The organism is Streptomyces macrolidinus, assembly GCF_023887685.1.
Taxonomy (GTDB): Bacteria; Actinomycetota; Actinomycetes; order Streptomycetales; family Streptomycetaceae; genus Streptomyces; species Streptomyces macrolidinus.
Genome location: NZ_JAMWMR010000013.1, coordinates 16,174 through 42,790 on the forward strand (window position 1 = coordinate 16,174; position 26,617 = coordinate 42,790).

Annotated in this window: 21 protein-coding genes; 11 read left to right on the forward strand and 10 right to left on the reverse strand. The window is 71.8% G+C overall.

Annotated features, from left to right (window positions below; all coding sequences use genetic code 11):
* Window positions 1–36: 36 nt before the first annotated feature.
* The 3 genes from NGF19_RS16215 to NGF19_RS16225 are packed head-to-tail and all read right to left on the reverse strand — an operon-like array spanning window position 37 to window position 9,020.
* Window positions 37–6,204, reverse strand: a complete 6,168-nt coding sequence (locus NGF19_RS16215; RefSeq protein ID WP_252425752.1) for a type I polyketide synthase — start codon at window positions 6,202–6,204, stop codon at window positions 37–39.
* On the reverse strand, window positions 6,201–7,784 hold the full coding sequence (locus tag NGF19_RS16220; protein ID WP_252425631.1) for a PfaD family polyunsaturated fatty acid/polyketide biosynthesis protein: 1,584 nt from the start codon (window positions 7,782–7,784) through the stop codon (window positions 6,201–6,203). The genes NGF19_RS16215 and NGF19_RS16220 overlap by 4 nt, the downstream gene beginning before the upstream one ends.
* 42 nt (window positions 7,785–7,826) lie before the next feature.
* The gene (locus NGF19_RS16225) at window positions 7,827–9,020 is read right to left on the reverse strand and encodes an SDR family oxidoreductase (protein WP_252425632.1); all 1,194 of its coding nucleotides are present in this window, start codon (window positions 9,018–9,020) and stop codon (window positions 7,827–7,829) included.
* Between the two features lie 552 nt (window positions 9,021–9,572).
* On the opposite strand from NGF19_RS16225, the gene NGF19_RS16230 reads away from it, so the two are divergent.
* On the forward strand, window positions 9,573–10,790 hold the full coding sequence (locus tag NGF19_RS16230) for a wax ester/triacylglycerol synthase domain-containing protein (protein ID WP_372505667.1): 1,218 nt from the start codon (window positions 9,573–9,575) through the stop codon (window positions 10,788–10,790).
* 84 nt (window positions 10,791–10,874) lie between these two features.
* On the opposite strand, the gene NGF19_RS16235 is transcribed toward NGF19_RS16230, so the two are convergent.
* Entirely contained in the window at window positions 10,875–12,179 is a 1,305-nt protein-coding gene (locus tag NGF19_RS16235; RefSeq protein ID WP_252425634.1) for an NAD(P)-binding domain-containing protein, read from the reverse strand.
* A 281-nt stretch (window positions 12,180–12,460) separates the two neighbouring features.
* Between NGF19_RS16235 and NGF19_RS16240 the strand changes: the two genes are divergently transcribed.
* The 5 genes from NGF19_RS16240 to NGF19_RS16260 all read left to right on the forward strand — a co-directional run bounded on the left by NGF19_RS16240 (window position 12,461) and on the right by NGF19_RS16260 (window position 16,426).
* Window positions 12,461–13,075: an ABC transporter ATP-binding protein gene (locus NGF19_RS16240; RefSeq protein WP_252425635.1), complete on the forward strand. Its 615-nt coding sequence runs from the start codon at window positions 12,461–12,463 to the stop codon at window positions 13,073–13,075.
* Complete coding sequence (locus NGF19_RS16245) at window positions 13,072–13,854, forward strand: ABC transporter permease (RefSeq protein ID WP_252425636.1); 783 nt, start codon at window positions 13,072–13,074, stop codon at window positions 13,852–13,854. Before NGF19_RS16240 ends, NGF19_RS16245 begins: the two co-directional genes overlap by 4 nt.
* A 122-nt stretch (window positions 13,855–13,976) precedes the next feature.
* On the forward strand, window positions 13,977–14,498 hold the full coding sequence (locus tag NGF19_RS16250; protein ID WP_252425637.1) for a hypothetical protein: 522 nt from the start codon (window positions 13,977–13,979) through the stop codon (window positions 14,496–14,498).
* 171 nt (window positions 14,499–14,669) lie between these two features.
* Window positions 14,670–15,083, forward strand: a complete 414-nt coding sequence (locus tag NGF19_RS16255) for a YrdB family protein (protein ID WP_252425638.1) — start codon at window positions 14,670–14,672, stop codon at window positions 15,081–15,083.
* 233 nt (window positions 15,084–15,316) lie between these two features.
* The gene (locus NGF19_RS16260; protein WP_443735601.1) at window positions 15,317–16,426 is read left to right on the forward strand and encodes an MGDG synthase family glycosyltransferase; all 1,110 of its coding nucleotides are present in this window, start codon (window positions 15,317–15,319) and stop codon (window positions 16,424–16,426) included.
* 323 nt (window positions 16,427–16,749) lie between these two features.
* Here the strand turns inward: NGF19_RS16260 and NGF19_RS16265 are convergent, their stop codons facing one another.
* Window positions 16,750–17,607 (reverse strand): EI24 domain-containing protein, encoded by an 858-nt coding sequence (locus tag NGF19_RS16265; protein ID WP_252425639.1) that lies wholly within the window; start codon window positions 17,605–17,607, stop codon window positions 16,750–16,752.
* A gap of 184 nt (window positions 17,608–17,791) precedes the next feature.
* On the opposite strand from NGF19_RS16265, the gene NGF19_RS16270 reads away from it, so the two are divergent.
* The 5 genes from NGF19_RS16270 to NGF19_RS16290 all read left to right on the forward strand — a co-directional run bounded on the left by NGF19_RS16270 (window position 17,792) and on the right by NGF19_RS16290 (window position 21,708).
* Window positions 17,792–18,409, forward strand: a complete 618-nt coding sequence (locus tag NGF19_RS16270) for an ABC transporter ATP-binding protein (RefSeq protein ID WP_252425640.1) — start codon at window positions 17,792–17,794, stop codon at window positions 18,407–18,409.
* Complete coding sequence (locus NGF19_RS16275) at window positions 18,406–19,200, forward strand: hypothetical protein (protein WP_252425641.1); 795 nt, start codon at window positions 18,406–18,408, stop codon at window positions 19,198–19,200. The genes NGF19_RS16270 and NGF19_RS16275 overlap by 4 nt, the downstream gene beginning before the upstream one ends.
* Window positions 19,201–19,325: 125 nt before the next feature.
* Complete coding sequence (locus NGF19_RS16280; protein ID WP_252425642.1) at window positions 19,326–19,634, forward strand: hypothetical protein; 309 nt, start codon at window positions 19,326–19,328, stop codon at window positions 19,632–19,634.
* 67 nt (window positions 19,635–19,701) lie between these two features.
* Window positions 19,702–20,961, forward strand: coding sequence for a nucleotide sugar dehydrogenase (locus tag NGF19_RS16285; RefSeq protein WP_252425643.1), 1,260 nt, complete (start codon window positions 19,702–19,704; stop codon window positions 20,959–20,961).
* 213 nt (window positions 20,962–21,174) lie between these two features.
* Window positions 21,175–21,708, forward strand: coding sequence for an EF-hand domain-containing protein (locus tag NGF19_RS16290; RefSeq protein WP_252425644.1), 534 nt, complete (start codon window positions 21,175–21,177; stop codon window positions 21,706–21,708).
* Window positions 21,709–21,847: 139 nt separating this feature from the next.
* Here NGF19_RS16290 and NGF19_RS16295 read toward each other — a convergent pair whose 3' ends face one another.
* The 5 genes from NGF19_RS16295 to NGF19_RS16315 are packed head-to-tail and all read right to left on the reverse strand — an operon-like array spanning window position 21,848 to window position 26,616.
* Window positions 21,848–22,285, reverse strand: coding sequence for a DUF6917 domain-containing protein (locus NGF19_RS16295; protein WP_252425645.1), 438 nt, complete (start codon window positions 22,283–22,285; stop codon window positions 21,848–21,850).
* Window positions 22,282–23,262 carry a Gfo/Idh/MocA family protein gene (locus tag NGF19_RS16300; RefSeq protein WP_252425646.1) on the reverse strand — a complete coding sequence of 327 codons (981 nt, stop codon included), beginning with the start codon at window positions 23,260–23,262 and terminating at the stop codon, window positions 22,282–22,284. The genes NGF19_RS16295 and NGF19_RS16300 overlap by 4 nt, the downstream gene beginning before the upstream one ends.
* The gene (locus NGF19_RS16305) at window positions 23,259–24,386 is read right to left on the reverse strand and encodes an Ldh family oxidoreductase (protein ID WP_252425647.1); all 1,128 of its coding nucleotides are present in this window, start codon (window positions 24,384–24,386) and stop codon (window positions 23,259–23,261) included. Before NGF19_RS16305 ends, NGF19_RS16300 begins: the two co-directional genes overlap by 4 nt.
* Window positions 24,383–25,687, reverse strand: a complete 1,305-nt coding sequence (locus NGF19_RS16310) for a M20/M25/M40 family metallo-hydrolase (protein ID WP_252425648.1) — start codon at window positions 25,685–25,687, stop codon at window positions 24,383–24,385. Before NGF19_RS16310 ends, NGF19_RS16305 begins: the two co-directional genes overlap by 4 nt.
* Window positions 25,684–26,616, reverse strand: a complete 933-nt coding sequence (locus NGF19_RS16315) for a sugar phosphate isomerase/epimerase family protein (RefSeq protein WP_252425649.1) — start codon at window positions 26,614–26,616, stop codon at window positions 25,684–25,686. The genes NGF19_RS16310 and NGF19_RS16315 overlap by 4 nt, the downstream gene beginning before the upstream one ends.
* Window position 26,617 lies beyond the last annotated feature (1 nt).

A 26,617-nucleotide genomic window follows, 5' to 3' on the forward strand; every position in this document is an offset into this window, starting at 1 on the left:
TCAACAGCGGGGGCTGGGACTTGGGAAGGCTGGGACTCAGGAGGGGCGGCGGACGAGTTCCACGCCGAGCAGTTCCAGACGGACCGCCCCGTCGGCATCGATCAGCGCCGCGTCGCAGCGCGCCCCCGTGCTGTGCACCTTCCGGCCCCGCACCACACACCGCACGGTGTCCTCCACCGGGCCGCCCCGGTGCACCCGGCACTCCGCGACGGCCATCGGCAGCGTCGCCGCGCCGAGTTCCTCCTGCGCCCAGACCAGGGCGAGTTGGAGCGCGCCGTCCACGGCGGCGGGGTCGAGCGGCCAGTGCTCACCCGGCCACTCCAGGGCGCGTACGCCCGCGACGATCGCCTCGGCTCCGTGCGCCGAAACACCTTGCAGCGAGCGGACACAGTGGAAGCGAGGGCCGTGGAAGAGGCACTCACCGTCGTACAACTCGCCGCGGCCCAGGGGCTTGAGGCCCTCCGGACTGCTCCACGCCGCCGGGTCCGGCTCTTCGGCCCCGGCATCCAGCACGGCCCGGAAGTGCGCCACCCCGCTCTCTCCCCGCAGTTCCGCCTCCAGCCCCGACGGCGAACCGGCCGCGCCCCGGCTGCCGTGCACGGTCAACCGATGGCCGGGTCCGTCCAGTTCGGGCAGCTCGTACTTCTGGTACACTCGAAGGTCGCGCAGGACAAGGGAGTTGGCGCCGGGCAGCCAGGCGGTGGCCGCCCCCGCGAACCAGTTCAGGACCATCGCCACAGGCAGTACGGGAACCCCGGTGATCGCATGGTCGGCCAACTGCGGTGCGCTGTCCGCCCGGACGAGCACCTGCGCCGGACGCGGATCACCGGCCGGGGACAGGGCCGCCGGATCGTCCCCGGCCACCAGGACGACACGGGCCTCACCGGCCGCGCCGTCCAACTCGGCCGTGAACGCGGCGGCCCCTTGCTCCAGGGGGATCAGCGGGACTCCGGACCGGCCGAAGTGCCCGGCCAGAGCGGGTGTGACCATGCCGCCGCGCCACGGACCCCACGCGACGCACCGCACCAGGCAGTCGGGGCGGCGGGCCTGCTCGGCGGACGCCACCTGGCCGAGGACCTCGTTGGCCATGGCGTAGTCGCTCTGCCCCGCGTTGCCGAACACGGCGGCCACCGAGGAGAACAGGCAGATCACCTCCAGCGGATCGTCCGCCGTCGCGGCCAGCAGCGCGCGCAGACCGTCCACCTTTGTGGACATTACCCGTTCGACCTGCTCCTCGGTCTTGTCGGCCAGCCATTTGTCGGCCAGCACCCCCGCACCGTGCACGATGCCGGTGACCGGCCCCCACACCTCCCGTACCTCACGCAGCGCGGCGGCGACGGCGTCACCGTCGCGGACGTCCACCGGCACATACCGAACGGGGGACCCGGCCTCCTCCAGCGCCGCCAGTGTCGCGCGCACCTCGCGCGCGGCCAGGATCTCCCGGGCCCGCGCCGCGATCCGGGCGGGCGAGGAGTCCGCCGCGTGCGCCGCGTTCGTAGCGTCCGCGGCGGAACGCTCGGCGAGCAGGCGGGTGAGGGCCGGTTCGTCGGTGGCCGACGCGAGCCCCTCGGGCTCGGGAGCCGGTGCCGTCCGGCCGAGCAGAACGATCCGCGGACGGTGGGCCCTCGCCAGATCCAGCAGCGCGGCGGCCGTCACCCCGCGGGCCCCTCCGGTGGCCACGATCACCGACTCCGAGGTGATCCGCCGGGTGCCACCGGGAACCACGGGGGCGGGTACCACTCGCGGGGTGGTGCGGGTCCCGTCCGCCCGGAGACCCACCTCCGGGTCGGGTCCGCCTTCGAACAGCTCTCGCACGATCGCCTCGGCGACCTCCTCGTCGCAGCGGTCGCCGCACTCGCAGTCGATGGCCTTGACCGAGGCGCCCGGCCATTCCTTCGCCGCGGTCCTGGTCAGACCGGCGACGCCGCCCAGCCACGCCCGATCCGGGGCGTGGCCACGGAGCCCGAAGTCGCCTCCGGTGTCCTGCACGGTCACGAACAGCCCGCCCCACTCGGTCACTTGGGCCGCCATGGTGCGCGCCGCGCGGAACACCGACCGGTGGGCCTCCCGTGCGTCGTCCTGCCCGCTGCCCCCGGTCAGCCCGCCGAGATGGACGACGGCACGCGCGTCCTCGGGCACCTTCGTCACGGCGGTGGCGTCCACGCCGCGCTCCGCCAGCTTCAGCGCGACGAGGTCGGTGATCGCGGAGCGGCCGACGCCTCCGTCCGTCACCACGAGCGGCCCGTCCAGGAGTCCCGCCGTCGCCAGGCCGGACGCGGGTGACTCCACGGCGCGCTGCACCAGCCTCGTCAGCGCCTTGTCCGGCTCGGACTCGGTGCGCATGGCGGGGATCTTCGCGACGGTGTGGGACCGCGCCTCGGCCGGGGAGTCCTGCGCCGGGGAGGACGGCGGACGGGAATCCGACGTACGGGAGTCTGGTGTACGGCCGTCTGGTGTACGGGAGTTCGGCCCAGGGGTGCCGGGCGGGCGGCCGGTCGTCGTGAGCGCCTCTACGATCTCGCGCAGCGTGCGGAGCTTGCCGAGTTCGCCGACGTCTCCCGTCGCCAGGTCACCCACGCGGCGGCGTACGGCCGACAGGATCTCGACGCGCTTGATCGAGTCGACTCCCAGATCCGCCTCCAACTCCATGTCCACGGTGAGCATCTCCACCGGGTAGCCGGTGAGTTGGGCCACCACGGAGAGGAGGAGTTCCTCCAACTCGGGTGCCGACAGTTCCGGTGCCGACAGTTCGGGGGGCGGTACAGGTGCGGCATCGGTGGCCGGTGCTGGGGGGACCACGGGGGCGGCGACCGAGGTCCGCTGCTCGACGGCCACCGCCGGGGCCGACGTCACGGGTGCCGGAGCCTGGCGCGGTTCCGAAGGACGGGGGAGCGGCAGCGGGGTCAGGGAAGTCGGGGCGTCGGGTGCATCGCCGACGGCCTGCACGCCGAGCATCGCGGCCAGGGTGGTCTCGGTCATCCGCAGGAAGGCCAAGTGGCTGTCGGTCAGCATGCGTTGACAGGCCGCGTGGGCCTCGGCGGTCTGCCGCTGAACGCTCTCCACCGCGGCGTACCACTCGGCACCGGGGGCGGCCCCGGACTCGGTGCCGTACGGGGACGCGGCCTCGGTGTCGTACGGGGACACGGCTTCGTACGGGGACATGGCTTCGTACGCGGACACGGCGTCGTACGCCGACGGCTCCGGAGCGGGGGTATTCGAGGACATGGGAACCGCCGGGATGTCGGACGCGGGTGCGGGCTGCGGGTGGGGGTGTTCCGGCCGGTGCCCCGACACGGGGGCCGACGGCCGAAGTTCGGGGGTCTCGGCGACTTCGGCGGGCTCGGCGACTTCGGCAGCTTCGTCGCAAGGCGGGTAGAGCTGACCGTAGTTGGCTCCGCTGATCTTCACGGTCATCCGGGGCGCGCGCTCCTTGGCTGGGGGTTCGGGCGAGCCGTACGGCGCCCAGAGGGGATAGAAGCCGAACGGGACTCCGCGTACGGCGAGTTCGCCGAGCGCGGTGTGCAGGGTGCTGACCCCGGACCGTTCGGCCCGGTCCAGGGAGACGGCCGCGTGCGCGCGGTCACCGAGGATCTGTCCGACCAGGCCGGTCAACGCCGCGCCCGCGCCGACCTCGACGAAGGTCCGCACCCCCGCCGCGTACATCGCCTCGATCTGGTCCTGGAAGAGCACCGGCGAGGCCAACTGGTCGGCGATCCGGCGGCGTACGGCATCGGGCGAGGTCGGGTACGGTGTTGCATCCGCGTTGCCGTACACCTCGATCCGGGGCTCTGCGACCGGAACCGTGTGCAGGAAGGTGGCGAGCGGCTCAGCGGCCGGGGCGACCAGCGGGCTGTGGAACGCGGTCGACGTGGTCAGCCGGTGCGTGCCGACACCTTCCGCCGCGAACGCCCGCTCGGCACGCGCGACGGCCTCCGCCGTCCCCGAAAGCACCACCTGACGCGGCGAGTTGAGATTGGCCGACCAGATGTCGCCGAACGCGCCCTCGGCCAGCGCCGCCGCCATGTGCGCGCGGTCCGTCGCCACGGCCAGCATCGCGCCCGGTACGACGGCCGCTTCCCGCATCAACTCACCGCGCCTGCGGGCCAGCGAGACCAACGTGTCGGCGTCCAGGGCACCCGCGCAGTGCAGCGCCACCAACTCGCCGAAGCTGTGGCCCGCCACGCAGTCCGGTCGCAGCCCCAGCTCCCGCAGTACCTCCAACAGCGCCAGCGCGTGCACCGCGAGTGCGGGCTGCGCCCACTCCGTGGCGGCCAACCGGGCGACCTGGGCCGCGCGTTCCTCGTCGGCGAAGGCGGGCGGTGGGAACACCACCCGGTGCAGGGGCCGCCCGTCGAACCGGGCACCGCCCAGCCGATCCCACACGGCCTGGGCGGCCGGTGCCAGCATCGAGAGGTCGGCGCCCATCCCGACGTACTGGGACCCCTGGCCCGGAAACAGGAAGGCGAGACGGCCGACCGCCGGGTCCCCGCAGGCGTACCGGACGCCGTTCGGGGTCGCGAACGCGGTGCCGGGCCGCTGCCGGATCAGCGAGAGCGCCTGCGCGTACTTCTCCCGCAGATCCTCGATGTCCGTGGCGACGACGGCCAACCGCAGCGGATCGGTGGCCGAGAACGCTCTCTGGCTCTCCCGGGCGAGTGCGGCCAGCGGCCGGTCGCCGCTCGCGTCCGGCGACACCAGGTCGGCCGGTGACGCGCCGCTGAACAGGACGAGTTCGCTCGGCGCCGAGCGATGACGTGGTGGCACGCGCGCAGGGGTACCCGACGGCACGTACTCCTCCAACGTGACATGGAAGTTGCTGCCCCCGAAGCCGAAGCTCGACACCGACGCGCGGCGCGGATGACCGGCGGGCCGTACCCATGGCCGGGTCTCCGTGTTGACGTAGAACGGGCCGTCCGGGGCAGCCGCCGCCGGGATCGGCCGGCCGACCTTGATGGTCGGCGGCAGCACCTTGTGATGCAGGGCCATGACCGCCTTGAGCAGCCCCGCCGCCCCCGCCGCGCACTTGGTGTGCCCGATCTGCGACTTGACCGAACCGATCGCGCACCACTGTCCGTCGTGCGCGTCCGTACCCTCCGACGCTTCGAACACCTCGTGCAGGGCCGCGAGTTCGGCCGCATCCCCGGCCTTCGTGCCGGTCCCGTGCGCCTCGACCAGCTCCACGGTCCGTGGGCCGTAGCCCGCCTGCTCGTAGGCGCGCCGCAGAGCCCGTGCCTGACCGCCCGGAAGCGGCGCGTAGATCGCCGTACTCCTGCCGTCGGACGAGGCGCCGACGCCCCGGATCACCGCGTGGATCCGGTCGCCGTTCCGCTCCGCGTCGGACAGCCGCTTCAGGGCGTACATGACGACCGCTTCGCCGAGCATGGTGCCGTCCGCCGCGTCCGAGAACGGACGGCAGTCACCGGTCGGGGAGAGCGCGGGCGTCTTGGAGAAGCACAGGAACATGCCGATGTCGTTCCCGGTGTCCACACCGCCGCTGATCACCAAGTCTGCCCGGCCGAGCGAGAGTTCACCGACCGCCGTGGACAGGGCCGCCAGCGAGCTTGCACAGGCCGCGTCGGTCGTGTGGTTGATGCCGTGCAGATCGAACCGGTTGGCGATCCGGCCCGCGACGACATTGCCGAGCAGGCCCGGGAAGGTCGACTCCTGCCAAGGGTTGAAGTGCGCCGCGATACGGTCGCACACGGCCCGCACCTCTGCCTCGGGCAGACCGCTCTCCCGCAACGCCTTGGCCCACACCGGGCGTTGGGCGCGCCCGTACATGTGCGGAAGCAGCTCCAGGGCAGCCGCGCCGAGTACGACACCGACCCGGTCCCGGTCCACGCCCGACAGACCACCGGCATCGGTCAGCACCTGGTCGGCGACCAGCAGGGCGAGCAGTTGGGAGGTGTCCGTCGCCGACAGGTTGGCGGGCGGCACCCCGTACGCCAACGGTTCGAAGTCCACTTCCGGCAGGAACGCGCCCCGGCGGGCGTACGTCTTGTCGGGCGCGGCCGGGTCCGGGTCGTAGTGGTCCGCCACCAGCCAGCGGGAGGCGGGCACTTCGGTGATCAGGTCCCGGCCGCCGGTCACGATCCGCCAGTACCCGGCCGCGTCCGTCGCGCCCGGTACGAGGGCGCCGACCCCGACCACGGCGACGGGCACCTGCGCTGCTGTCGACGCCTGCGCGGCGCCGGGGCCGCTCATGCCAGCCCGCACGGGGTGTAGACGAACGCGCCGGTCGGCAACGGCACTCCATAGGTGCGTAGTTGATGGGCGCGGGTGAGCACCGCGGCGCCTTCGAGCAGGTTGAGCGCGATCTGCACCACGGACCGGTTCGCCGGTTCGGCCAGGAACGTGCCCGCGACCCAGCGATTGAACGCACCCATCGCGGGCCCGCACCAGATCTGGTAGTCGGTACGCCGGGCCGCCTCCCCGGTGATCGCCCACCGGCTCGAACTGCCCAGGTACCAGCGGAAGACCAACGCCATACGGTGCTTCGGATCGGCCTCGGCGCGCGTGATCTCCGAGGGATCGCGCCGCTCCCAGAACGCGCGTGTGCGCTGCCAGACCTCGTCGAACGAGGCGCGCAGCACGTCGCGTTCGAGCGTGGCACGCAACGCGGCCGGGATCTCCTCCAGCGCACCGTGCGCCCGGTACGCCGCGTACAGTCTGCCCGCGCGCTGGGCGAACATCGTTCCCCGGGACAGCACTTGCAGCGTGACCCCCGACTCGAACATGTCCGCTGCCGGTGCCATGGCCACATCGGCGACATCCGCCTCGCAGAGCATCGCCTTGGCCTCGTCCGACAACCCCGCTTCGACGACCGTCTGGTTCACCGATCCGACGACCACGTAGGAGGCGCCGAGGGCGAACGCGGCAGCCACCGCGTCCGGTGTGCCCAGACCACCCGCCGCGCCGATCCTGACCGGTCGCGGGTAGCCGAACCGGCGGCACAACGCGTCGCGCAGCAGGGCGATCCTCGGCAGCAGGACCGACAACGGCCGGTTGTCTGTGTGACCTCCGCTGTCGGCCTCCACGGTGATGTCCTCGGCCACCGGCACCAGGGCCGCCAGCCGGGCCTCCTCCGCGGTCAGCTTCCGCTCGGCGACGAGTCGGTCCAACAGCGCGGCCGGGGCGGGGGAGAGGAACCTCTCGGCCACCTCCGGGCGGGAGACCTTGGCGAGGATCCGCGTGCGCCGCACGATCCCGCCGTCGGCGCCCCGCCGCAGCCCTCGGGCCGAACACAGCACCACGGCCGGGGTCAGCTCCATGAACGCCGACGCCGAGATCCGGGGCACACCGCAGCGCAGCAGCAGCTCGGCGACGCCGAGCTCCAGGGCGGGTTCGGCGGGTGAATGGATGAGGTTCACGCCCCAGTTGGGGCGGGACCGCAGCTCCCGGGCCAGCGCCTGCACGGCCCGCTCCACCTCGGCGTAGGCGAGACCCCCGGCGCCGAAGAAGCCGAGCATCTCCGCGTGGGCCATCGCGGACACCATCCGGGTGGTGGCGATGCCGTTCGCCATCTCGCCCGCCACGTAAGGGAATCGGACGCCGTGCGCCTCGCAGAAGGTGCGCCCGCCGAGCCACTCCGGGTACAGCGGCGGCAGCGTGCCGAGCACCGGTCCTTCCGGTACGGGACCGATCGCGAGCCCCAGCTCACGGCCGGTCGGCCCGCTGACGACATGGACGGGTTCCCGGACGCGTCGGGCAAGGGCGGCGATGTCCCCGAGGGAGAAGACGGGCGGCGGCGCGACGGGGGCGTCGGGGGAGGACAGGACGGGCACGGAGGGGCTCCAGCGGGAAAGGGGGGCTGGCGGGCTGACGTACTAGGCGTGTTGGGCGTACGGGGCGGCGTTCGGGGTGTGCTGCGCGGACGGGAAGCCGGTGGCGGTCGCGGGCGTGCCCGGCGGTCCGGCGGGAACCCGGCCCGTCGGGGCCAGGCCGGACCACAGGTAGTCGAGGTCCACCCGGCCGGAGGCCGCCGACGGGCCGAACAGGGTGCGGACCCGTGTGTCGTCGAAGCGCCGCCGGTGGGTCAGGTAGGTCGTCAGACCCGGGTAGAAGTCCAGCAGCGCCTCCAGCGCCGACGGGTCGTCCGGCTCCGTGGCGACCAGCTCGATCGACATCCGGACCAGCCGTTCCAGCAGGGCCACGATCGTCGGCACCGGCACGTCGCGGTCATGGACGACGTGGTACGTGTCGACTCCGCCCGAGGGCGGCCGGGCGGCCAGCCGCACCATGACCTCGGCCGCGTGCTCCACTTGCATCAGGTTCAACCGACCGTGCGGATGGCCCACCAACCGGATGCGGGGACGGTCGCCCGGGTCCGTGCCGTGGGGACCGCCGGGGCCGGCACTGCGGCGCGCGTCGCGCAGGATCCGCTCGACGACCTGAAGCGGATGCGAGGGCAGTTCCGGATGCGGCGGCACATCCGTGACCAGCACGCTCGGCCGCAGCACCACGACCGGACGGCGATGCTCCCGCGCCCAGGCGTGAACCAGCACCTCCGCCTCGTACTTGGAACGTTCGTAGGCGTTCTCGAAGCCGTACGTGTCGTCCAACTCGTCCTCGTACGCCACCCCCTGGCGTCGGCTCCCGGCCACGAAGGCGGTACTCACATGGTGGACCACGGGTCTCTCGCGTCCGGCGGCGGCCAACTCCAGTACATGCCGGGTCCCTTCGACATTGGTCCGGCGTAACTCGGGAAGGTTCCCCTCGAGGTTGATGCTGCCCGCGCTGTGCCAGATCGCGCCGAGACCGTCGGCCAACTCCTGGAACGCGCACCGGGACAGCCCCAGCCCGGGCCGCTCCACCTCGGTCTCCACCACCCGTAGCCGGTCGGGGAGTTCGGCGACGAACGACTCGGGCGCGCCCGTCAGGGCGAAGAACCGGGTGATGCGGTGCAGCGCGTCGCCCGACCCCGCGTGGACCAGGACCGTCACCGACCGATGCGTGTCGAGCAGACGGCGCAGCAGGCGGAGTCCGAGGAATCCGGTGGCGCCGGTGAGGGCGACGTGCATGACCTTGGCTCCAAGGGCTCCGAAAGGGACAGGACCACGACCGCAGGCGAGGGCGAGGAAGGCCGAGGTCATTGCGGCGGCGCGGAGCACAGTGTCAGACGGCGGGCGGTGATGGAGCCCCGAGCCCCTCTGCTCACCCGAACGGAGGACCAAGGTCGTGCTCCGCGTGACGTCCGGACGATGCCTGCGGACCCTCAACACGGGCCAGGGCGACGGCCGTACGGACGTATCGGAGGCTGTCGGGAGTGCCGTCCCTCGTTCGGGTGGTCTCACGGGCGGTGACCGGGGGACATCGTGTCCTCGTCGGGCGGTGGGGTGCGGGGTGGTGAGCCCGGCTGGGCTGGGGAGGGGTGCGCGCGGGCGTTTCCCGCGAGCGGATATAACCGGACCGATTCAGGCCGAGGCCGAGGTGACGTGTTCGGTGTCGCCGGGTACCGGTCGGCAGCGCGCCTGGCCTGCCCCTCATTCGGCACGAACTGGAGTTCCGCGATGCCCGTGTCCGTTCCCCTTCCCGGCCATCCCACCCACGCGGTCGACCGCGCGTTCCTCGGCATGGCGCGCCGCCACCCCGACGTTCGCTGGGACACCGGCGGCGTCGCGTACTTGAGCGGTCCGCCCCCGAGCCTGGCCGACCTCCGCGCGTACGTGGGCTACGGCCTGACTCGGCTGCCCTTGCTCACCAGCCGACTCGAGGGCGGCACACGGCGCCCCCGATGGCGGCCGGACGCGGACTTCGCCGTCGACCGCCATGTCCACGAGGTGGTCGCCGAGGGCCCCGAGGGGTGGGACGCCGCCCTGCACACCGCGCTCAACGCGCCGTTCGCGCCCGGCACTTACTGGGGTGTCTGGCTGATCCACGGCCATGCGCCCGACGAGTACGCCGTGTGCTACCGCTTCCACCACGCCTGCCAGGACGGTGCCGCCGCCGCGATGACCTTTCGCGCCGTGCTGGGTGAGGGGGAGCCCTCGGCCCGTCCGGTGCCGAGGAAGGGCGGCCTGGCCGGTCTGCCCCGGCGGCTCGGCACGGCCGTCGGGCTGGCCGCGCTGTTCATGGCCCGCTCACTCGCCGTTCGTGGCCGCCGCCCGGCCGTCCCCTTCGTCGCCACGGGAGAGCGGCGGCTGTGGCGGGGCCGTGTACCGGCGGACGTCCTCCGCCGGGTCGGTGCGGCGCACGGCGGATCCGCCCACGACGCCCATCTGGCCGCCCTCACCGGGGCGTTGGCGACCTGGTCGGCCCGCTCCGGCGTACCACTGCCTCGGGTGACGGCACTGCTGCCCGTGGACGCGCGCCGCCCGGAGGAGGAACAGACCTGGGGCAACCGCTGTTTCGCCCTGCCGCTGGAACTCCCCGTACGGACCCAGCGCGGGAACGGTGCTTCGCCCGTGCGGCGCCTGGAGCACATCATGGCGACGACCCGGAAGCTGCGCGGCGAGACCTGGCGGCAGGCCGTTCAGGACCTGGTCCGCTTCATGCCGGACCGCCCGACCGAGTGGTACCTGCGCAGGATGCTCTCCCCGCGCGTCAGCGGCCTCATGGCCACGTCCATGCCGCTCGCCGACAAGGGAAGCCTGGGCGACTCCCAAGTGACGGGCACCGCCTTGCTCCCCCTGCTCGTTCCCGGTCAACTCTGCGGAGTGGGCCTGTCGTTCTTCGGCAACTGGGCCGAGGTGTCCTTCGTCGCCGACCCCGCACTGCCGCTCGCGGAACTGCTTCCGAAGCTGTGGGAGCAGGCCGTGGGGGAACTGGAGCAGACCTCGGCGTCGACGTGAACGGGACCGGAAGGTCCGCCGGGAAGCAGGTACCGGTGAGCGAGGCGTGGCGCGGGGACATGAGCAGCCGCAGGGTGCCCAGGCTCAACGGACGCGACGCCTGCCTGCTCGGCGTTCCCGGCGGAGGACTCTCCGGTAGGTGCGGAAGTCGATCTCGATTCCATGGCGGTAGGTGGACACGTACGTCGTGCGATGGCGGCGCCACTCGCGCGCGATCGCCCGCGTCATGTCCGTCGGCGACGGCAGCGCGACCGTGCCCTCGATCAGCTCGGCGATCCATTCTGCCTGCGGTTCGAGCAACGGGAAGGCCGCGCCGGAGGGTTGGGCGAGCCCCATGAAGTAGAGCCCGGGGAGGCGAGGCGGGACCGTGCGCAGGTACAGCTCCGTACGGCCCTCCGGGGCGGCGAACACGGCGGGGTCCAGGAAGGGGAAGGAGATCGTGTATCCCGTGGCGTACACCACGGCGTCCACCGCTTCCCGGCTGCCGTCCGTGAACGCCGCCGTGTCCCGGCCGAAGGAGCTGACGCCGGGCTTCGGTGTCACCGCGCCGCGGGCCAGTTGGACGAGGAGTTCGTCGGAGGTGGAGGGGTGGCTCGCGAGCGGTCCGCCGACCGGTTCGGGCAGCCCGTACTGAGCCGAGGCGCCACGGGACAGCCGTAGCAGGAGCCGCAACGCCGGATCCTTGAGGAACCGCGGGAGGTCGGACAGCGGGCTCGACGCCAAGTGGTCCGCCGGACGGCCGAGCAGCATCTTGGGGTACACATGCGCCGCGTTGCGCGCGGAGAGGAACGTCCGCGCCGCCGTACGCGAGATCTCCGCCGCGATCTCGCACGCGGAGTTGCCCATGCCGATCACCAGGACCCGCCGACCGGCATACGGATCAGGGGTGCGGTAGTCGTGCGAGTGGATCGCGGTCCCTTCGAACTCCTCGGCACCGGGCACGGCGGGGGTCGGGAGGCGCGGGTCCCAGTGGTGCCCGTTGGCGACCACCACCGCGCTGTAGCGCCGCGTCTCCTCGGCCTCGGTGCCGCGGTGTCGGCAGACCACCTCCCAGCCGCCGTCGTCCACGGGCCGCACCGAGGTGACCTTCGTGTCGCACACGATGTGCCGGTGCAGGTCGAACGACGCGGCGTAGTCCTCCAAGTAGGCCAGAACCAGGCTGTGATGGGGGAAGACCGGGTAGGTCGCGGGCATGGCCCGGGAGGTGAAGGACATGCTCTCCTTCGAGATGTTCGTGTGCAGTGACGCGTAGACCCCCGACATGCCGTTGTCGTTGCCGTACCGCCATAGTCCGCCGATGCCCGACCCGGCCTCGAAGCAGTCGAACGGGACGTTCCGCGAGGCGAAGACCTTGCTCGCGGCCAGGCCGGACGGCCCGGCGCCGATCACACATGTTCTCCGCATGACTGGCCGACGACGCATGACCGACCGACCTTCCCGCCCCACGAGCGGGGGCAGACTGTTGGCACCCCCGGCCCTGAGCACGCTAGCCGCCCCGGTCGCCCCGGACCCTTCCGCCGCTGGAAACACCGCCGCACGCGTGACGCGACGTGCATCGGATTGACGCCGCGGGACAGAAGCGCTCCCGGCGCCGTTTCCCTTGCCCCGCTTGCTCGTTGGGGTCGATCGGGACCTGACCACCGGAAGATCTGGAACGACGGAGCAGCGCGTTGGACGTCACAGATGTGCACCACTCCTACCGGCAGCACGCCGTGTTACGCGGCGTCGACCTCCATCTGCGGCCCGGTGTCCTCGCCGGGATCGTCGGGGAGAACGGCGCGGGCAAGACGACGCTGCTGAGGATCCTCTCCGGTGAACTCAGGCCGGACCGGGGCTCGGTGCGCCACAGCGGCAGGTTCGGCTACTGCCCGCAGTCCGTCGTCCTGGACGACTCCTTCACCGTCCGCCAGCACCTGGACCTCTTCCGGCACGCCTTCGGACTCGCGGACCTGCGACGGGCCGAGGAGGTGATGGAGATCCTCGACTTCACCGAGTACCTCGACCAGCGCGCGGGTCTGCTCAGCGGGGGCTCACGGCAGAAGCTGAACCTGACCCTCGCGCTCATGCACGACCCGGACGTACTGCTGCTCGACGAGCCCTACCAGGGCTTCGACTGGGAGACGTACCAACGCTTCTGGAAGCTGGCGACAGAGCTGCGCGACGCCGGACGCTCGGTGCTGGTCGTCTCACACCTCGCGTACGACATCGACCGGTTGGACGAGCTGTGGCGCCTGGAGGACGGGCGCCTGCACCGCCGGGACCGGCACTCCCGGGCGGCGGCATGAGGCGGCACTGGTCGTTGTTCACCACGGCCTCCCGGTACGCGCTGATCGGTCACGCCCGCAACCGGTTCGCGATGCTGCTCGTGGTGGTGTACATCCCCGTATGGATCGCGTTGGCCTACGTGACCATTCCCGACCGGCCGGCGCCGTTCCGGCTGCGGGCCACGAACGAGGTCCTGACCCCGCCCGGCAACCACCTCACCCAGATCACCGGCGCACTCAACGCGGTCACCCTGATCGCCGGGTTCATGATGTTCGCCGCCACGTTCACCGGTGGTGCCTTCGACCGGCGCCTGGCCATGGCGGGTTACCCACGGCACCACCTGGTCCTCGCCAAGCTGTCCGCACTCACCCTGGTCTGCGCCGCCATCGCCGCCTACGCCACGGCCGCCGCAGGCTTCGCCTGGTCCCCGCGACAGTCCTTCATGCTCGCTGCCGCACTGTTCTGCGCGGCCCTGACCTACGGCGCGCTCGGCGTCGTCTTCGGCTCGGTGCTCCGCCGTGAGGTGGAGGGCATGTTCGCCATCCTGATGATCAGCGTCATCGACGTGGCCCTGCAGAACCCCCTGTCGAGCTCCGGCTCGGACAGCGCCATCGTGCGCTTCCTGCCGTCGTACGGCGCCGTGCAGGCCAGCATGTCCGCGGCCTTCTCCACCGCACCCGTGGCCCAGGCCCTCGCGATCCAGGTGCTCTGGCTCGTGGGGGCGGCGCTGGCCGCGTTCATGGTCTTCCGCCGACGCACGCGCGACGCGCTCCCACGGGAACGCAGGCGCCCCATGTGACCGACGGCTACCGGTCGGACGACCCGACAGCCGCCGTCACCGGCGTGAGCCGGTGATCGTTCTGTACCCGGGCGCTGATCCGCGCCCGGCCCACCCCATGGTTCCCGCAAGGAGCATCACCCATGACCCTGTCCCGTACCGTCCAGCGCACAGTCCTCACCGCGGTTCTCCTGTCCGCCTCCGCGCTGGCCCTCCCCGCCTCCGCGCAGGCGGCCCCGCTGCCGCCCGCGTGCCAGGAGGCGCTGCTCCAGACCTTCGACAAGTTCCCCGTCAAGGACTTCACGGTCCCCGACAAGGTCAAGAACACCATGCTGAACGAGGTCGCGAACCTGAGCGAAGCCGACCAGGCGGCCTTCACGCAGACAGCGTGCGCGGCCTGGAACACCTGGGCCACCAAGAACGGCCAGGCGGTGGCGACGGACTTGGACACCGGCTACCGGAACGCGGCCGGACCCGCGTGCCACAAGTTCACCGCCTCGTCCATCGCGACGCTCAAGAAGTACGCGCCGAACGTCCCCTCCCAGACGAGGGAGTTGGAGAAGGTGGCGAAGAAGGTCTGGCGCAACTCCATGCAGAAGCTCGCCGCCGAGGCCACCAACGCCGACTGCCGTAAGGCCTACGACGGAGTGAAGGCCGGCTGGTAGCGAGACCCGGCGGACACCGGCGCCGTTCATGAACCGGTCTTCCTCGGCGGGACGTCGACCGAACACCCGAGGAGGACCGGCGTCGGGCCTGGTGGGTGGTGGAAGCGGGTGAAGTAGTCTGTCGCCGCCGGCGGTCGGCACGCCGGGTGACCGGCGTACCGAGAGGACTTCATGCCCACACCGTTCGACCCCACGGCACCATCTGACCCCAAGAGCGTTCTGGACGGGCCGAGTTGGTACGTCGCCAACGAGTTCCTGGCGTTCGTTCTCGAACTCGCCGCCCTGGCGTGCCTGAGCTGGTGGGGCTTCACCGTCGGTGACAGCAAGGCCCTTCACGTCCTGCTCGGACTGGGAACGCCCTCGGCAGCGGTGGTGCTGTGGTGGCTGTTCGCCGCACCGAAGGCACGGCTGCGCCCACCGCTGCCTTATGTACTCGTCGTCAAGGCAGTGGTACTGGGCGGTGGGGCAGTGGCCTTGTCCCAAGTCGGGCATCCTGTGGCCGCCGTGGTGATGGCGGTGGTCGTCGTGGTGAACACGGCGGTGGCGGAGGTGTCTCGCCGGTCCGGCAGCAGGGTGAAACGGTGACCCCGGAACCGGAAGGTTCGCCGCCGGGCGGTCAGCGCGCATCCTGTCGTGGACATCGAGCTCCGGAACCGTCGGAGCGGGTGGCGGACACCCCCGGACGCGCAACCAACCGTATGGCCCCGTTTACGGAACACGACGGGGGTCATAGCGTCTGATATGCGATCGTTCTCTCCCCTCTCCTGCTCCCCGCGCGAGCCGTGACCGAGGTGCCCGGCGCCACCACGAGCCCCGGCATGCCGGGCGCGCGGCTGCTGGTCGTCAGCGCGAGCATGGGGGCCGGTCATGACACGGTGGCCGCCGAACTCGTCCGCCGGGCGGGTGAACACGGTCACCGGGCGAGCACGGTGGACGTCCTCTCGCTGCTGCCCCGCAGCCTCGGCAGATGGCTGCGGCGCGGCTACCAGGTCTCCGTACGGCACGCGCCCTGGACCTATGGCGCGGTCTACCACGCGTTCCTGCGCCCCGGACGGGGGCCGCGCCCGAGCGGTGTTCCGCTGGCCCGGCTCGCCGGGGACCGGCTGCGCGAACTGGTCGAGCGGGACCGGGTGGACGTCGTGGTCCCCGTCTTCCACCTCGCCGCCCAGCTCACCGGTCACCTCAGGGCGAGCGGGCTGCTGCCGGTGCCGAGCGTGGTCTACGTGATCGAGTTCGGCACCCACCGGCACTGGCTGCACCCCGGCAACGACCACTTCCTGTGCCTCACCGAGCAGGCCGCCCAGGAAGCGCGCCGGGCCACCGGTCGGCCCGCCGATGTCACCGGCCCGGTGGTCGCCCCGCGCTTCACCGTGCCTGCTCCCGGGGCCGTGCGGTGGGGTCAGGTCTTCGCGCGGAAGTACCCCGGCAGGACACCGGTGCTGATGTCCGCCGGTGCCTGGGGCGTCGCGTCCCGCCCTCACACCACTGCCCGCCTCCTCGCGGGTCACGGGTATCTGCCCGTGGTGCTGTGCGGCCGTAACGAGCGGCTGCGTACGTCGCTGGCCAGGGTCCCCGGCACCATGGCGCTCGGCTGGCAGGAGGACATGCCGGGCCTGATGGGGGCCGCGCGGGCGCTGGTGGACAACGCCGGAGGGCTGACCGCCGTCCAGGCACTGGCCGCCGGGCTCCCGGTGGTCAGCCACCGGCCGCTGCCGGGTCACTTCGCCCAAGGCGCCCGGCGCATGGCCGGACTCGGCGTCTCCGACCTGGCCGAGGACGAGGCCGAACTGCTGGCCGACCTGACCCGACTCACCCGACCGGGAGCGGAGCGGGAACTGCGGATCGCGCGGGGCAGAGAGCTGTTCCACGGCGAGAGCGAGCCACTGGACCGGGTACTCGCGGTCGCCGCGGCGGACACCGGCAAGTGACCGCCGTAGAGGAGACCAGAGGCGATCAGCCGGAGTCGTGAGCCGGCAAGTGGACGGATGCCATGCGTTTCAAGCGAGCACTCGCGGTGGGTGCCACTCGCAGGGCCGGTGGCGTCGACGGCCGCGTACTGAGCGACTACTTCCCGAGTTGATCGGTTCGGCCACAACTCCCCGACGCAGGACTGGGGTTGGGGCTTCACCTCTGGGTCCGTCGGACAGCCGTACGGAGAGGGGAATGTCCCCACCCCGGCCTGGTGGTCTCCCGTATGTTCCCTCGCGCCGACGTCGACTTGACTGATCAACGATCGCGTTGACGAAGCAGCTCAAGGAGACGGCTCATGGCCACACGCGCCCAGTCGGTCGGCAAGACCTCGCTCGCCCCCGGCGATGTCCCGCGCCGTGTCCTCCGTCGCGTCCTCGGCCACGTCCTCGCCCATGTCCTCGTCCAGCAGGTCGCGTGCCATGAGGGTGGCGCCCGCGACGGCGCCCGGCATCAGGAAGACCGCGACGAACGGGACGAGGAAGGCCACCCCGAGCGGAGTGCCGAAGCCCCAGGCCAGGGTCTTGCGGGCGCGCAACAGCGCGAGGCGCTCGCGCAGTTCGACCCCGCGGCGCTGGAGCGCCACCGCGGTCAGCTCCTCGGTCAGGAAGAACCCGGTGACGAAGAACCCGAGCACCGGGATCACGGTCTGGCCGACGAAGGGAAGGAAGCCGAGCGCGAAGAGCAGGACTCCCCAGAGCGCCGCTCGGACGACGACACGGAGGCTGTCGCGGGCCGAGATCCACAGCTCGCGCCCGAGTGAGTGCGGGGACTGCGGGGCGCTGCCGTCCGGGGACACCGAGCGGTCCACCCGCTCCGACAGTGACTCGTAGAAGGGCTGTCCGACGAGAAGGGTGACCGCCGTGAAGGTGACTACGGCCAGGAGCAGCGCGAGCGCGAAGAGGACGGCGACCAGGAACCCGCGGAACAGGCCGCCCCAAGGCGACGACCAGTCGTCGGCGAAGGGGGTGGCCCAGGTGACGAAGTCGTCGCCGAACACGGCGAGGGCGACGAGCGCCGCCGCGTAGAGCACAAGGGTGATCAGTCCGGGCAACAGCCCGAAGCCGTACGCCCTGCCGTGCCCGGCAGCCCAACGCTGCCCCTTCACCAAGTAGCCGAAGCCCACCCCGAGATCACGCATGAGCGAAACCCTATCGGGGCCGGTGGCACCCACGAGAACGAGGCCGCGCTGTCGATCTCGCGGGTGCGCCCGGAGTGGTGGAGTCGGATTCGTCCTACTCCCAGGGGTAGTCTTCGGTGCCGCGCCTCACGGACCCGGACACGCTCGGGTCCGTGCCGCCGGGTCGGTGAGGGAGTCACAGGCCATGGTCCTGACGGTGGAGCATGTGGCCAAGAGGTACGGTTCGCGGGTCGTCCTGCGCGATGTGAGCCTGCGCGTCGGCCGCGGGCGGTTGGTGGGCGTCGTCGGCGAGAACGGCGCGGGCAAGACCACGTTGCTGCGCATCCTCAGCGGCGATCTCGGCGCGGACGCCGGTGCCGTGCACATCGACGGCACCCTCGGCTACTGCCCTCAGTACCCGGTGCTGGACGAGGAACTGACGCCGCGTCAGCATCTGCGCCTGTTCCAGATCGCCTACCGGCTGCCCGGCCTGGACCGGGCCGAGAGCCTGTTCCGGGAACTCGGGCTCACCCCCTATGACCGGCAGCCGGTCAAGACGCTCAGCGGCGGCACCCGGCAGAAGCTCAACCTGATCGTGGCGCTGATGCATGATCCGGAGGTGTTGCTGCTGGACGAGCCCTACCAGGGCTTCGACTGGGAGACGTACATGAGCTTCTGGCACATCGCCCATCGCCTGAGGGAAGCGGGCCGCACCGTGGTCATCGTCTCTCACCTCGCCTACGACACCCAGCGCCTGGACGCCCTGTACCGACTCGGCGACGGCCGACTCCACCCGGCCCCGGCGACGGGAGCACAGGGGTGAGCGCCTACCGCACCGCCGCCGGTTACAGCCTGCTGGCCCTGGCGAAGAACCGCCTCGCCCTGATCCTGCTGGCCGTCTTCCTGCCCTTGTGGATCACGGTGGCCAAGACCGTCGCCACCCCCGACCTCTTCCCGTTCCGGCTGCGCGCCAGCGGGGAGATCCTGCACGCGGGCGGCGACAAGATCACCATGATCAGCGGGTCCCTCAACGCCGTGTCGTTGCTGGTCGGGTTCTGGATGTTCAGCGCCGCCCGCCGCACCGGTGCCTTCGACCGACGGCTGACCGCGGCCGGCTACCCGCGCGGCGCGCTGCTGGCGGCCAAACTCACCACCCTGCTCGCCACTGCCACCGTGGTCAGCGCCTATGCGGTGGGCTGGATGCTGCTCTACTGGAGGCCGCTCCAGCCCGGCCTGCTCGTCCTCGCCGTACTCGCCGCGTCCTTGATCTACGGGGCCATGGGACTCTTCCTGTCGCTGTTCCTGCCCGGCGAGGTAGAAGGCATGGTCGCCATCATCATGATCAGCATCATCGACCTCGCGCCCCAGAACCCCGTCGCCGCGACCACCGCCAACAACCCGTTGATCACGCTGCTGCCCAGCTACGGCTCCCTGCAGACCGCCCTCCAGGCAGGCTTCACCCACCGCCTCACCATCACCCCGCTGGCCAACAGCCTCGCCTGGCTCGCCGCACTGTCGACCATCGCCCTGGCCGCGTTCTTCCGGCACACCCGCACGCACCCGGCCCCTACGACGCGCCGTTCCGGCCCGGTTCACGCATACCGAAAGCGTTGACCAGGCCTGTCGTCAACTTCGCTTAACCACGTCGCCGGTTCAGGTGCTTGTCGGAGATCGCGCGCTTATCCGGTGTTCCACCTGAAGATAATCAACTCAACGACGCCACTGAGAGGGAGTATTAGATGCGCCGTACTCGAATCGCCCTGCTGGCCGCGGTCAGTGCTCTGCTCGCGGTAAGTGCCGCCTCCGGTACCGCCGCCGCCGCGGAAGAGGGCGACGTCGTGGTGTTCAGGACGGAACTGTCGCCGTTGACCGTCTATCACGACCCGCAGGGGTGCCAGAAACTGCCCCTGGACGCGCATGTGTTGACGAACCGCACCGACAAGCCGGTCACGGTGTACGCCGACCCCTTCTGTCTGACGCCCGGCCTCGTCGTCCAGCCCGGATACGGCTCGCACGTGGCGCCCGGCAGCGGCAGCTTCTCCGCTTGAGCCCGGCCCCGCCCGCCCCGCCTCGTTCGCCTCGCATCCGCTTCCACACCCTGGAGAACATTCACACATGGCCGCCGAACTCGTCGTCATGGGGCTGGGGCATGTCGGACTGCCGCTCTCCCGGGCCGCGGTCTCGGCGGGCCTGACGACCGCCGGATACGACGTGTCCGACACGGTGGTGAACGGCCTGTCCAAGGGCCGTTCACACGTCGGCGGGGTCGGCGACGCCGAGGTCACGGCCATGCTGGACGCGGGCTTCCACGCCACGGACGACCCCGCGGTCCTGGACGGCGCGCAGACCGTGGTGATCTGCGTCCCCACCGGGCTCACCGAGAAGGGGTTACCCGACCTGTCCGCGGTCGAGCACGCCGCCGAGGCCGTCGCCGCCCGGCTGCGTCCCGGCACGCTCGTCGTCCTGGAGTCCACCAGCTATCCGGGCACCACCGAGGACGTCGTACGACCCCTGCTGGAGCGCGGCAGCGGACTGCGGGCGGGCGAGGACTTCCACCTGGCGTTCTCACCGCAGCGCATCGACCCCGGCAACACGACCTGGACCATCCGCAACACCCCGAAGATCGTGAGCGGTTGCACCGCGCTGTGCGCCAAACACGCCGTCGCGTTCTACGCCCGGTTCGTGGACCACCTCGTCGTCGCCCGTGGCACACGTGAGGCGGAGATGGCCAAGCTCCTGGAGAACACCTACCGTTACGTCAACATCGCCCTGGTCGACGAGGTAGCCCTGTTCTGCCACAAGACCGGCATCGACATCTGGGACGTACTGCACTGCGCCGCGTCGAAACCCTTCGGCTTCGCACCGTTCAGCCCCGGCCCCGGCGTCGGTGGCCACTGCATCCCCGTCGACCCCCGCTACCTCGCCGCCCGCGCCGAGTCCCAGGGCTTCACCTTCCGCACACTGGCCGCCGCCCAGGACGTACTGAGCCGTATGCCGGATCATGTCGTGGACCGCGCGCTGACCCTGCTCACCGAGGTGCGCGGCCACCCCGAGGGCGCACGGGTCCTGCTGCTCGGCGTCACGTACAAGCCGGATGTGGCAGACGTCCGCGAGACACCGGCACGCCAGGTCGCCGCGGGGCTCCTCGCCGCCGGTGCCGACGTGCGCTACCACGACCCTTACGCCACCGAGTTCACCATCGACGGCCGACCGCTGCCCCGCGCCGAGCACTTGCAGGACGCCATGGCCCAGGCCGATGTGGCCATCCTGCTGCAGGACCACGCCTGTTACGCGAGAGAAGCACTGGGCCAGGCCCGCTGCGCCCTGCTGGACACCCGCGGCAACGTCGTGGGCAGCAGAGTCACCCTCCTCTGACCTTCACCCTTCTCAGACGTTCGCTCTTCTCCGACCTTCACCCTTCTCTGATCTCAGACCTCTCACCCTCCCGCCGGTCCTGTCCGGCACCCCCTCGACCGGCCAGCCGCCGGTCCCTTGAGCCCGCGCACGGCACCGCCCTGCGCGGTTGCGGCCCTGCCCAGGCGCCGTAGTCAGTCCGCGCTACGCATCATCCGAGACAAGGAGCATCACATGAGCAACGCCCTCGCCACCGACCGCCTGGTGAAGCGCTTCGACAGGTGGGACACCGACGGCAACGGTGTCCTCGAGGCCTCCGACTTCCAGAGCGAGGCCGCGCGGATCGCCCAGAACCTCGGCAAGAGCGCCGACTCGCCCGAAGTGCAGGAACTCCAGGCCGCGTTCACGGGGCTGTACGAGTACCTGGCCGAGAAGGCCGGGGTCAAGGCCGGTGGGGCCATCAGCCGGCAGCAGTTCCTCGACGCCACGGGGGACATGCTGTTCAAGGAGGGCGAGGCGAGCTTCAACCGCGCCCTGTCGCCCATCGTGAAGGCGCTCATCCACCTGTGCGACGACGACCACAACGGCCAGATCGACGCCCGCGAGTTCCAGGCCTGGCTGAACGCCGTCGGCGTGCCGCTCTCCCAGGCCGGTGAGGCGTTCCAGAAGATCGACAAGAACGACGACGGACAGCTCTCCGAAGACGAACTCCTCCAGGCCGTACGGGAGTTCCACTTCGGCCAGCTCGAGGTCGAACTCCTCGGCTGACCTTCCCGACCGTCCCTGGTGACCCGGGTGGCGCCGCCGTGCTCGTGGTCGGCGGCGCCACCCGGTGTGCTCGTACGGGATACGGGATACGGGGTGCGGGTATGGGGGTGGGTATGGGTCCGGGGGCCTTCCTCGTCGGTCAGGACCCGTGCGCTGTGTGCTCCGCCTCGGCCCGCCCCTGGGTGAAGGTGACGACGGCCTCCGGCCGCAGCTCGAGGTCCCGGCCGCTGACCGGACGCTCGGCATGGATCAGGATGTTGTAGTGGTTCGGCAGATGGTAGGCGTCGTACCCGAGCACGGTGCCGACCACGGTGTCCCCGATCCGTACCACATCACCCCGGTCGATCACACCACCGCACTCCAGCTCCACGAAGCCCAGGAAGCCCACCCGGTCGATCCGGGCGCCGGAGCGGGGGTCCCACTGGTCGGTGGTGACCAACTCGTGCACCTCACCGCCGCGTACGCAGCGCGCCGCGTGCTCCTCCAGCCGCATACCGCGGTCCGTGCGCCGATGCACCAGCACCTTGACCAGCGCTCCGCGCACCCCACGCTTGGGGCCGTCCTCCGCGGGGTTCACCGGTCCGCCTCCGCCACCGTCGCATCAGCCGAAGCCGCACCGGTCGAAGTCGCACCGGTCGTGGGCAGGGCCCGCAGATAGGCCGCCTCCACCAACTCCAGTGCCTGCAAGCCGCCGTGCGCCCCCGGACCGGCCGGGGTCCGGCCGCCCGCGAGATCGGCGAACTCCCGGAGAATCGCCTCGTATTCGTGCCACAGCGACGCCTTGAAGGCGGTGTGTCCGGCCAGCATGTCGGCGCCCAGCACCTCCCCGTCGGCCAACTCCACCTCGATGTCCTTGCGTTCACCGGGATACGACCAGTCCAGCTCGACCCACGCCGTCGCTCCGGTGGCGCCGCGCAGGCGGAGCACCGCACGGCGGTCCATACCGAGGCCGTCGCGTTGGATCTCGCAGTCGATCAGGGTGAGGTCGCCGAGCAACAGCCGTACCAAGTCAAGGGCGTTGGGGCCGTTGTCGGCGACGCAGCCGCCGCCGCAGCGGGCCGGGTCCAAGTACCAGTCCTCGCCGCCGAGATGCTCCTCGATACGCTCCAAGTAGCGGACGTGGACCGAGCGGATCTCCCGGTCGGCGGTCCGGCGCACAAGGTCGCGTACGGCGGTGTTGTAGCGGCGGTGGAACGCCGTCATCAGCGGGACCTCATGGCGCCGCGCCAGCTCCACCAGCAGGCGTCCCTCGGCCGCGGTCAGGGCGAGCGGCTTCTCCACACACACCGGGACACCGGCGGACAACGCGTCCTGGCAGACCGGCAGATGAACATCGTTGGGGACGGCCACGACCAGCGCGTCCGGCCGTGCCTCGGCCAGCAGGGTCCGATGGTCGCGAAAGCGTGCCGCCGGGCCGGGGAACCGCTCCAGGGTCTGTGCGCGGGCGTCGCACACGGCGGTCAGCTTCCACTCCGGCAGCCGCTCGGCGGCGGCGAGGTAGTAGGCGGAGATGGCGCCGAGGCCGACGACCCCGAGGCGCAGGGGCCGGGTCATCGGCGGCTCCCGGTGACGTCGAGGAGCCCGAGGGCGGTCAACTCGTCGTACAGGTGCGGGGGCAGGGGAATGCCGTCGCGGCGCCGCTCGGCCGAGAGTTCCGCCTCCCACCAGCCCGGATAGCGCACCGGTTCGCCCTCGCGCAGCGGCGGACAGTCGACGAGCGAGCCGAACAGGGACCGGGTCGTCTCGGCCATGTCCGCGCCGGGGCGCAGTACCTCCGGCGCGATGGCGAGCAGGAAGAAGCCGATGTCGTCGTCGCTGCCGTGCGGCCGGCCGTCTCCGTCCAGAGCCGCGGGCGCGGGCCCGACCGCCGAGCCGGAGACCACGGCGGCCAGCAACTCGACGGCGATGCCGAGCCCGTAGCCCTTGTGGACGCCGTTCTCGGCGCTCCCGCCCAGCCAGCGCAGGAAGGCCTCGCCGCGGTCGAAGGCGGACGGGTCGGTCACCGGGGCGCCCGTCGAGTCCTCCAACCAGCCCGCGGGCACCGGGGTGTTGCGGCGGGCGGCGACGCGGACCTTGCCGGTGGGCGCGACGGTGGTGCTCATGTCCAGCAGGAACGGGTGCCCGTCGAGAGCCGGGGCCGCGACGCTGAGCGGGTTGGTGCCGAGCATCGCCACCGCGCCGCCCGGGGGCCGTGCGATGCGCTGGCCGCCGCAGTTGCTCGCGACCACGCCGATCATCCCGGCCCGCGCGGCCCGGACGGCGTGGAAGCCCGCGCACCCGAAGTGGGTCGCCCCGCGGACCGAGACCAGGCCGACACCGTACCGCCCGGCGCGTGCCACGGCGTCGTCCATGGCCTCGGCGGCGGCCCACAGACCCAGCGCGCGGCGGGCGTCGACGACCGCGCAGGCGCCCAGGTCGGTGAGGGTCCGTGGCTCGGCGCGGGGGTCGCAGCGACCCGAGGCGAGCAACGGCAGGTAGAGACGGCCGAGGTTGAACAGACCGTGGGAGTCGAGGCCGGTCAGATCGCCGTGGCAGAGGGCGTCCGCGGCGAGCCGGGCCCGCGCGGCCGGGATGCCGTGGTCGGCGAACCGGGCGGTGAGCGCGGCGTGCAGCTCCGCGTGGTCGACGAGGACGGGGGTGTGCTCGACCGCCGCTCGATGGGCGGGGGGTGCCGTCATCCGGGTTCCTTCCGGGTCTCTTGCGGGAGAGGGGATCGGTTCTCTTCGGCGAAGGACGTGACGAGTCGCCGGACGACACCGGCGAAGTCCTCCAGGTCGGCGAGGTCGATGAACTCACCTGGCGCGTGAGCGTGGTTGGCGGCGAGGGAGCCGGGGCCCAGCACGGCGGTGAAGGCGCCCTCCAACCCCGCGCACCAGACGGCGTCGCAGGTGAAGCCGGGGTCGTCGGCCGCGGGCCGGGCTCCCGCGCGGCTCAGGAGCGCCTCGGCCCACGGATCGCGGTTGTCCAGAGCGGGCAGACCCCGCTTGTCCCAGGTGAGCCGGGTGAGAGGGGCTGCGTCGCGCGCGGTGCGGGCGAACTCCTGCGTGGCGCCGAAGAGTTCGGTGAAGCGGGAGAGGCCGTCGGCGAGATGCCGGGTCACCGCGGTCTCCAGCTCGGCGCCGTCGGCGGTGCGCCGGTACGACAGGTTCAGCAGCAGTGTGCCGGTGCCGTGGACGCGGTTGTGGACGCGGCCGGTGTGCAGCCCGCCGACGCATACCCGCGTGCCGGGCACGGCCCGGTCCAGGCGGGCGGCGAGGTGCTGGGCGAGGAAGCCGAGAACCACGGTGGCGTTGTGTCCGGCGTCCGGGTGGTCGTCCACCGCGTCCTGCCCGTCGACGGTGATCCGCGCGGTCATGGCGGCGGTGGCGCGGGGCAGCGCGCGCAGACCGGTGGGCTCGCAGAACACGTTGAGCCGCCCGTGGTGCCCGGCCTCCAGCAGCGGTCGGGTGCCGTAGGTGCCCAGCGCGCCGCCCTCCTCCCCGGCGACGGCCTGGACGAGCACGGTGACATCCCGTCCGACGGCGGGGTGGGCCGCGGCGGCCTCCAGCCCGGCGAGCAGGGCGACGGCCGGTCCCTTGGCGTCGACCGCGCCCCGGCCGGTGAACCGCACACCGTCGAAGACCGGCTGGGTGTGTCCGGCGACGGTGTCCAGATGCACGTTGAACATCACGGTCCGCGCGCGCGGGCGTTCGGGTCCCAGTCGCAGCAGCAGGCTGGGCTGACCGGCGAGGAAACGCGGATCGCGGGCCGCGGCGCGGACGGTGGCCGGAACGCCGGGGCGGTCCAGGCAGGCGGCGGGCGGAGCGGCGAGGCGGACTGTACGGAACCCGGCGTCGGCGGCGACCGTCGCGTAGCGCTCCAGGATGCGGGGCAGCCGGGACGGCGGATCGTCCGGTCCGGCCTCCAGCGGGTTGACGCTCGGCAGACGCAGCAGGTCCAGCAGCAGTGCGCGGTACCGACCGGTGAACAGACCGCTCACGCCGGGCCCCCGCCGGGCCGCTCGGCATCCAGCAGTGCGACCAGCGCCCGACCGGCCCGTACGAACAGGTCGACGGCGTCCTCACCGGCCCGGGTGAGCCCCTCGTGGGGGCGCACGGCGAGGTGTGGTTCGAGGGAGAGCGCTCCGGTGTAGCCGTGGGCGGCCAGGGTCCGCAGACAGCGGGCCACCCCGGCGTCGCCCTCGCCGGGCAGGGTGTAGGCGGTGGAGCCGTCCGGCAGCCGTACGGCGTCCTTGATGTGGACGTGGGCGACGTAGGGGGCGAGGTCGCGGAGCATGTCCGGGGCGTCGTAGCCGTACGGGACGCCGTTGCCGGTGTCGAACAGCAGGCGCAGCGCCGGGCTGTCGACGGCGCGCAGCAGTCGTAGCGCGCGGTCGGCCCGGTCCCCGGCCCAGCCCGCGCAGTTCTCATGCACCAGCACCAGTCCCGCTCGCTCGGCGCGGTCCGCGAGGACGGCGGTGCGGGCCAGCACGCGGTCGGCCCATTCCCCTTGCGGGAGGCCGTCGTTGGGGTACGACATGATCCGTACGAGTCGGCAGCCGAGGGCGGCGCAGCGCTCGGCCAGTACGTCGAGTTCGGTGAGGTCCAGGCCGATGTCGCCGGTGATGGGGCGGGACCAGTTGCCGATCCGGGACGCCACGGCGGTCACGGTGACCCCGGCGTCGGCCAGTTGACGGGTGAGCGTGGCGAAGGCGGTGGGGGAGAGGTCGGCCAGTGCCGTGCCGTCGACGGCACGCAGTTCGACGGCGGTCCAGCCCAGGCGGCGCAGGGCGGCCAGTTGGCCGTCGACGCCGGGCGCCGCCTCGTCTCCGATACCGCTGAGCGGCCCGAACGCGCCGTGCCCGGCGATGCGTTGCCCAGCTCCACGTTGTCCAGTGATGCGTTGTCCAGTGATGTCTTGTGCGGGCATG

Coding starts and splice junctions, on each gene's coding strand:
- NGF19_RS16215 (WP_252425752.1), bottom strand. CDS start 6,204: ATGAGCGGCCCCGGCGCCGCGCAGGCGTCGACAGCAGCGCAGGTGCCC.
- NGF19_RS16225 (WP_252425632.1), bottom strand. CDS start 9,020: ATGCACGTCGCCCTCACCGGCGCCACCGGATTCCTCGGACTCCGCCTG.
- NGF19_RS16230 (WP_372505667.1), top strand. CDS start 9,573: ATGGCGCGCCGCCACCCCGACGTTCGCTGGGACACCGGCGGCGTCGCG.
- NGF19_RS16245 (WP_252425636.1), top strand. CDS start 13,072: ATGAGGCGGCACTGGTCGTTGTTCACCACGGCCTCCCGGTACGCGCTG.
- NGF19_RS16250 (WP_252425637.1), top strand. CDS start 13,977: ATGACCCTGTCCCGTACCGTCCAGCGCACAGTCCTCACCGCGGTTCTC.
- NGF19_RS16255 (WP_252425638.1), top strand. CDS start 14,670: ATGCCCACACCGTTCGACCCCACGGCACCATCTGACCCCAAGAGCGTT.
- NGF19_RS16260 (WP_443735601.1), top strand. CDS start 15,317: ATGCCGGGCGCGCGGCTGCTGGTCGTCAGCGCGAGCATGGGGGCCGGT.
- NGF19_RS16265 (WP_252425639.1), bottom strand. CDS start 17,607: ATGCGTGATCTCGGGGTGGGCTTCGGCTACTTGGTGAAGGGGCAGCGT.
- NGF19_RS16270 (WP_252425640.1), top strand. CDS start 17,792: ATGGTCCTGACGGTGGAGCATGTGGCCAAGAGGTACGGTTCGCGGGTC.
- NGF19_RS16280 (WP_252425642.1), top strand. CDS start 19,326: ATGCGCCGTACTCGAATCGCCCTGCTGGCCGCGGTCAGTGCTCTGCTC.
- NGF19_RS16285 (WP_252425643.1), top strand. CDS start 19,702: ATGGCCGCCGAACTCGTCGTCATGGGGCTGGGGCATGTCGGACTGCCG.
- NGF19_RS16290 (WP_252425644.1), top strand. CDS start 21,175: ATGAGCAACGCCCTCGCCACCGACCGCCTGGTGAAGCGCTTCGACAGG.
- NGF19_RS16300 (WP_252425646.1), bottom strand. CDS start 23,262: ATGACCCGGCCCCTGCGCCTCGGGGTCGTCGGCCTCGGCGCCATCTCC.
- NGF19_RS16305 (WP_252425647.1), bottom strand. CDS start 24,386: ATGACGGCACCCCCCGCCCATCGAGCGGCGGTCGAGCACACCCCCGTC.
- NGF19_RS16315 (WP_252425649.1), bottom strand. CDS start 26,616: ATGCCCGCACAAGACATCACTGGACAACGCATCACTGGACAACGTGGA.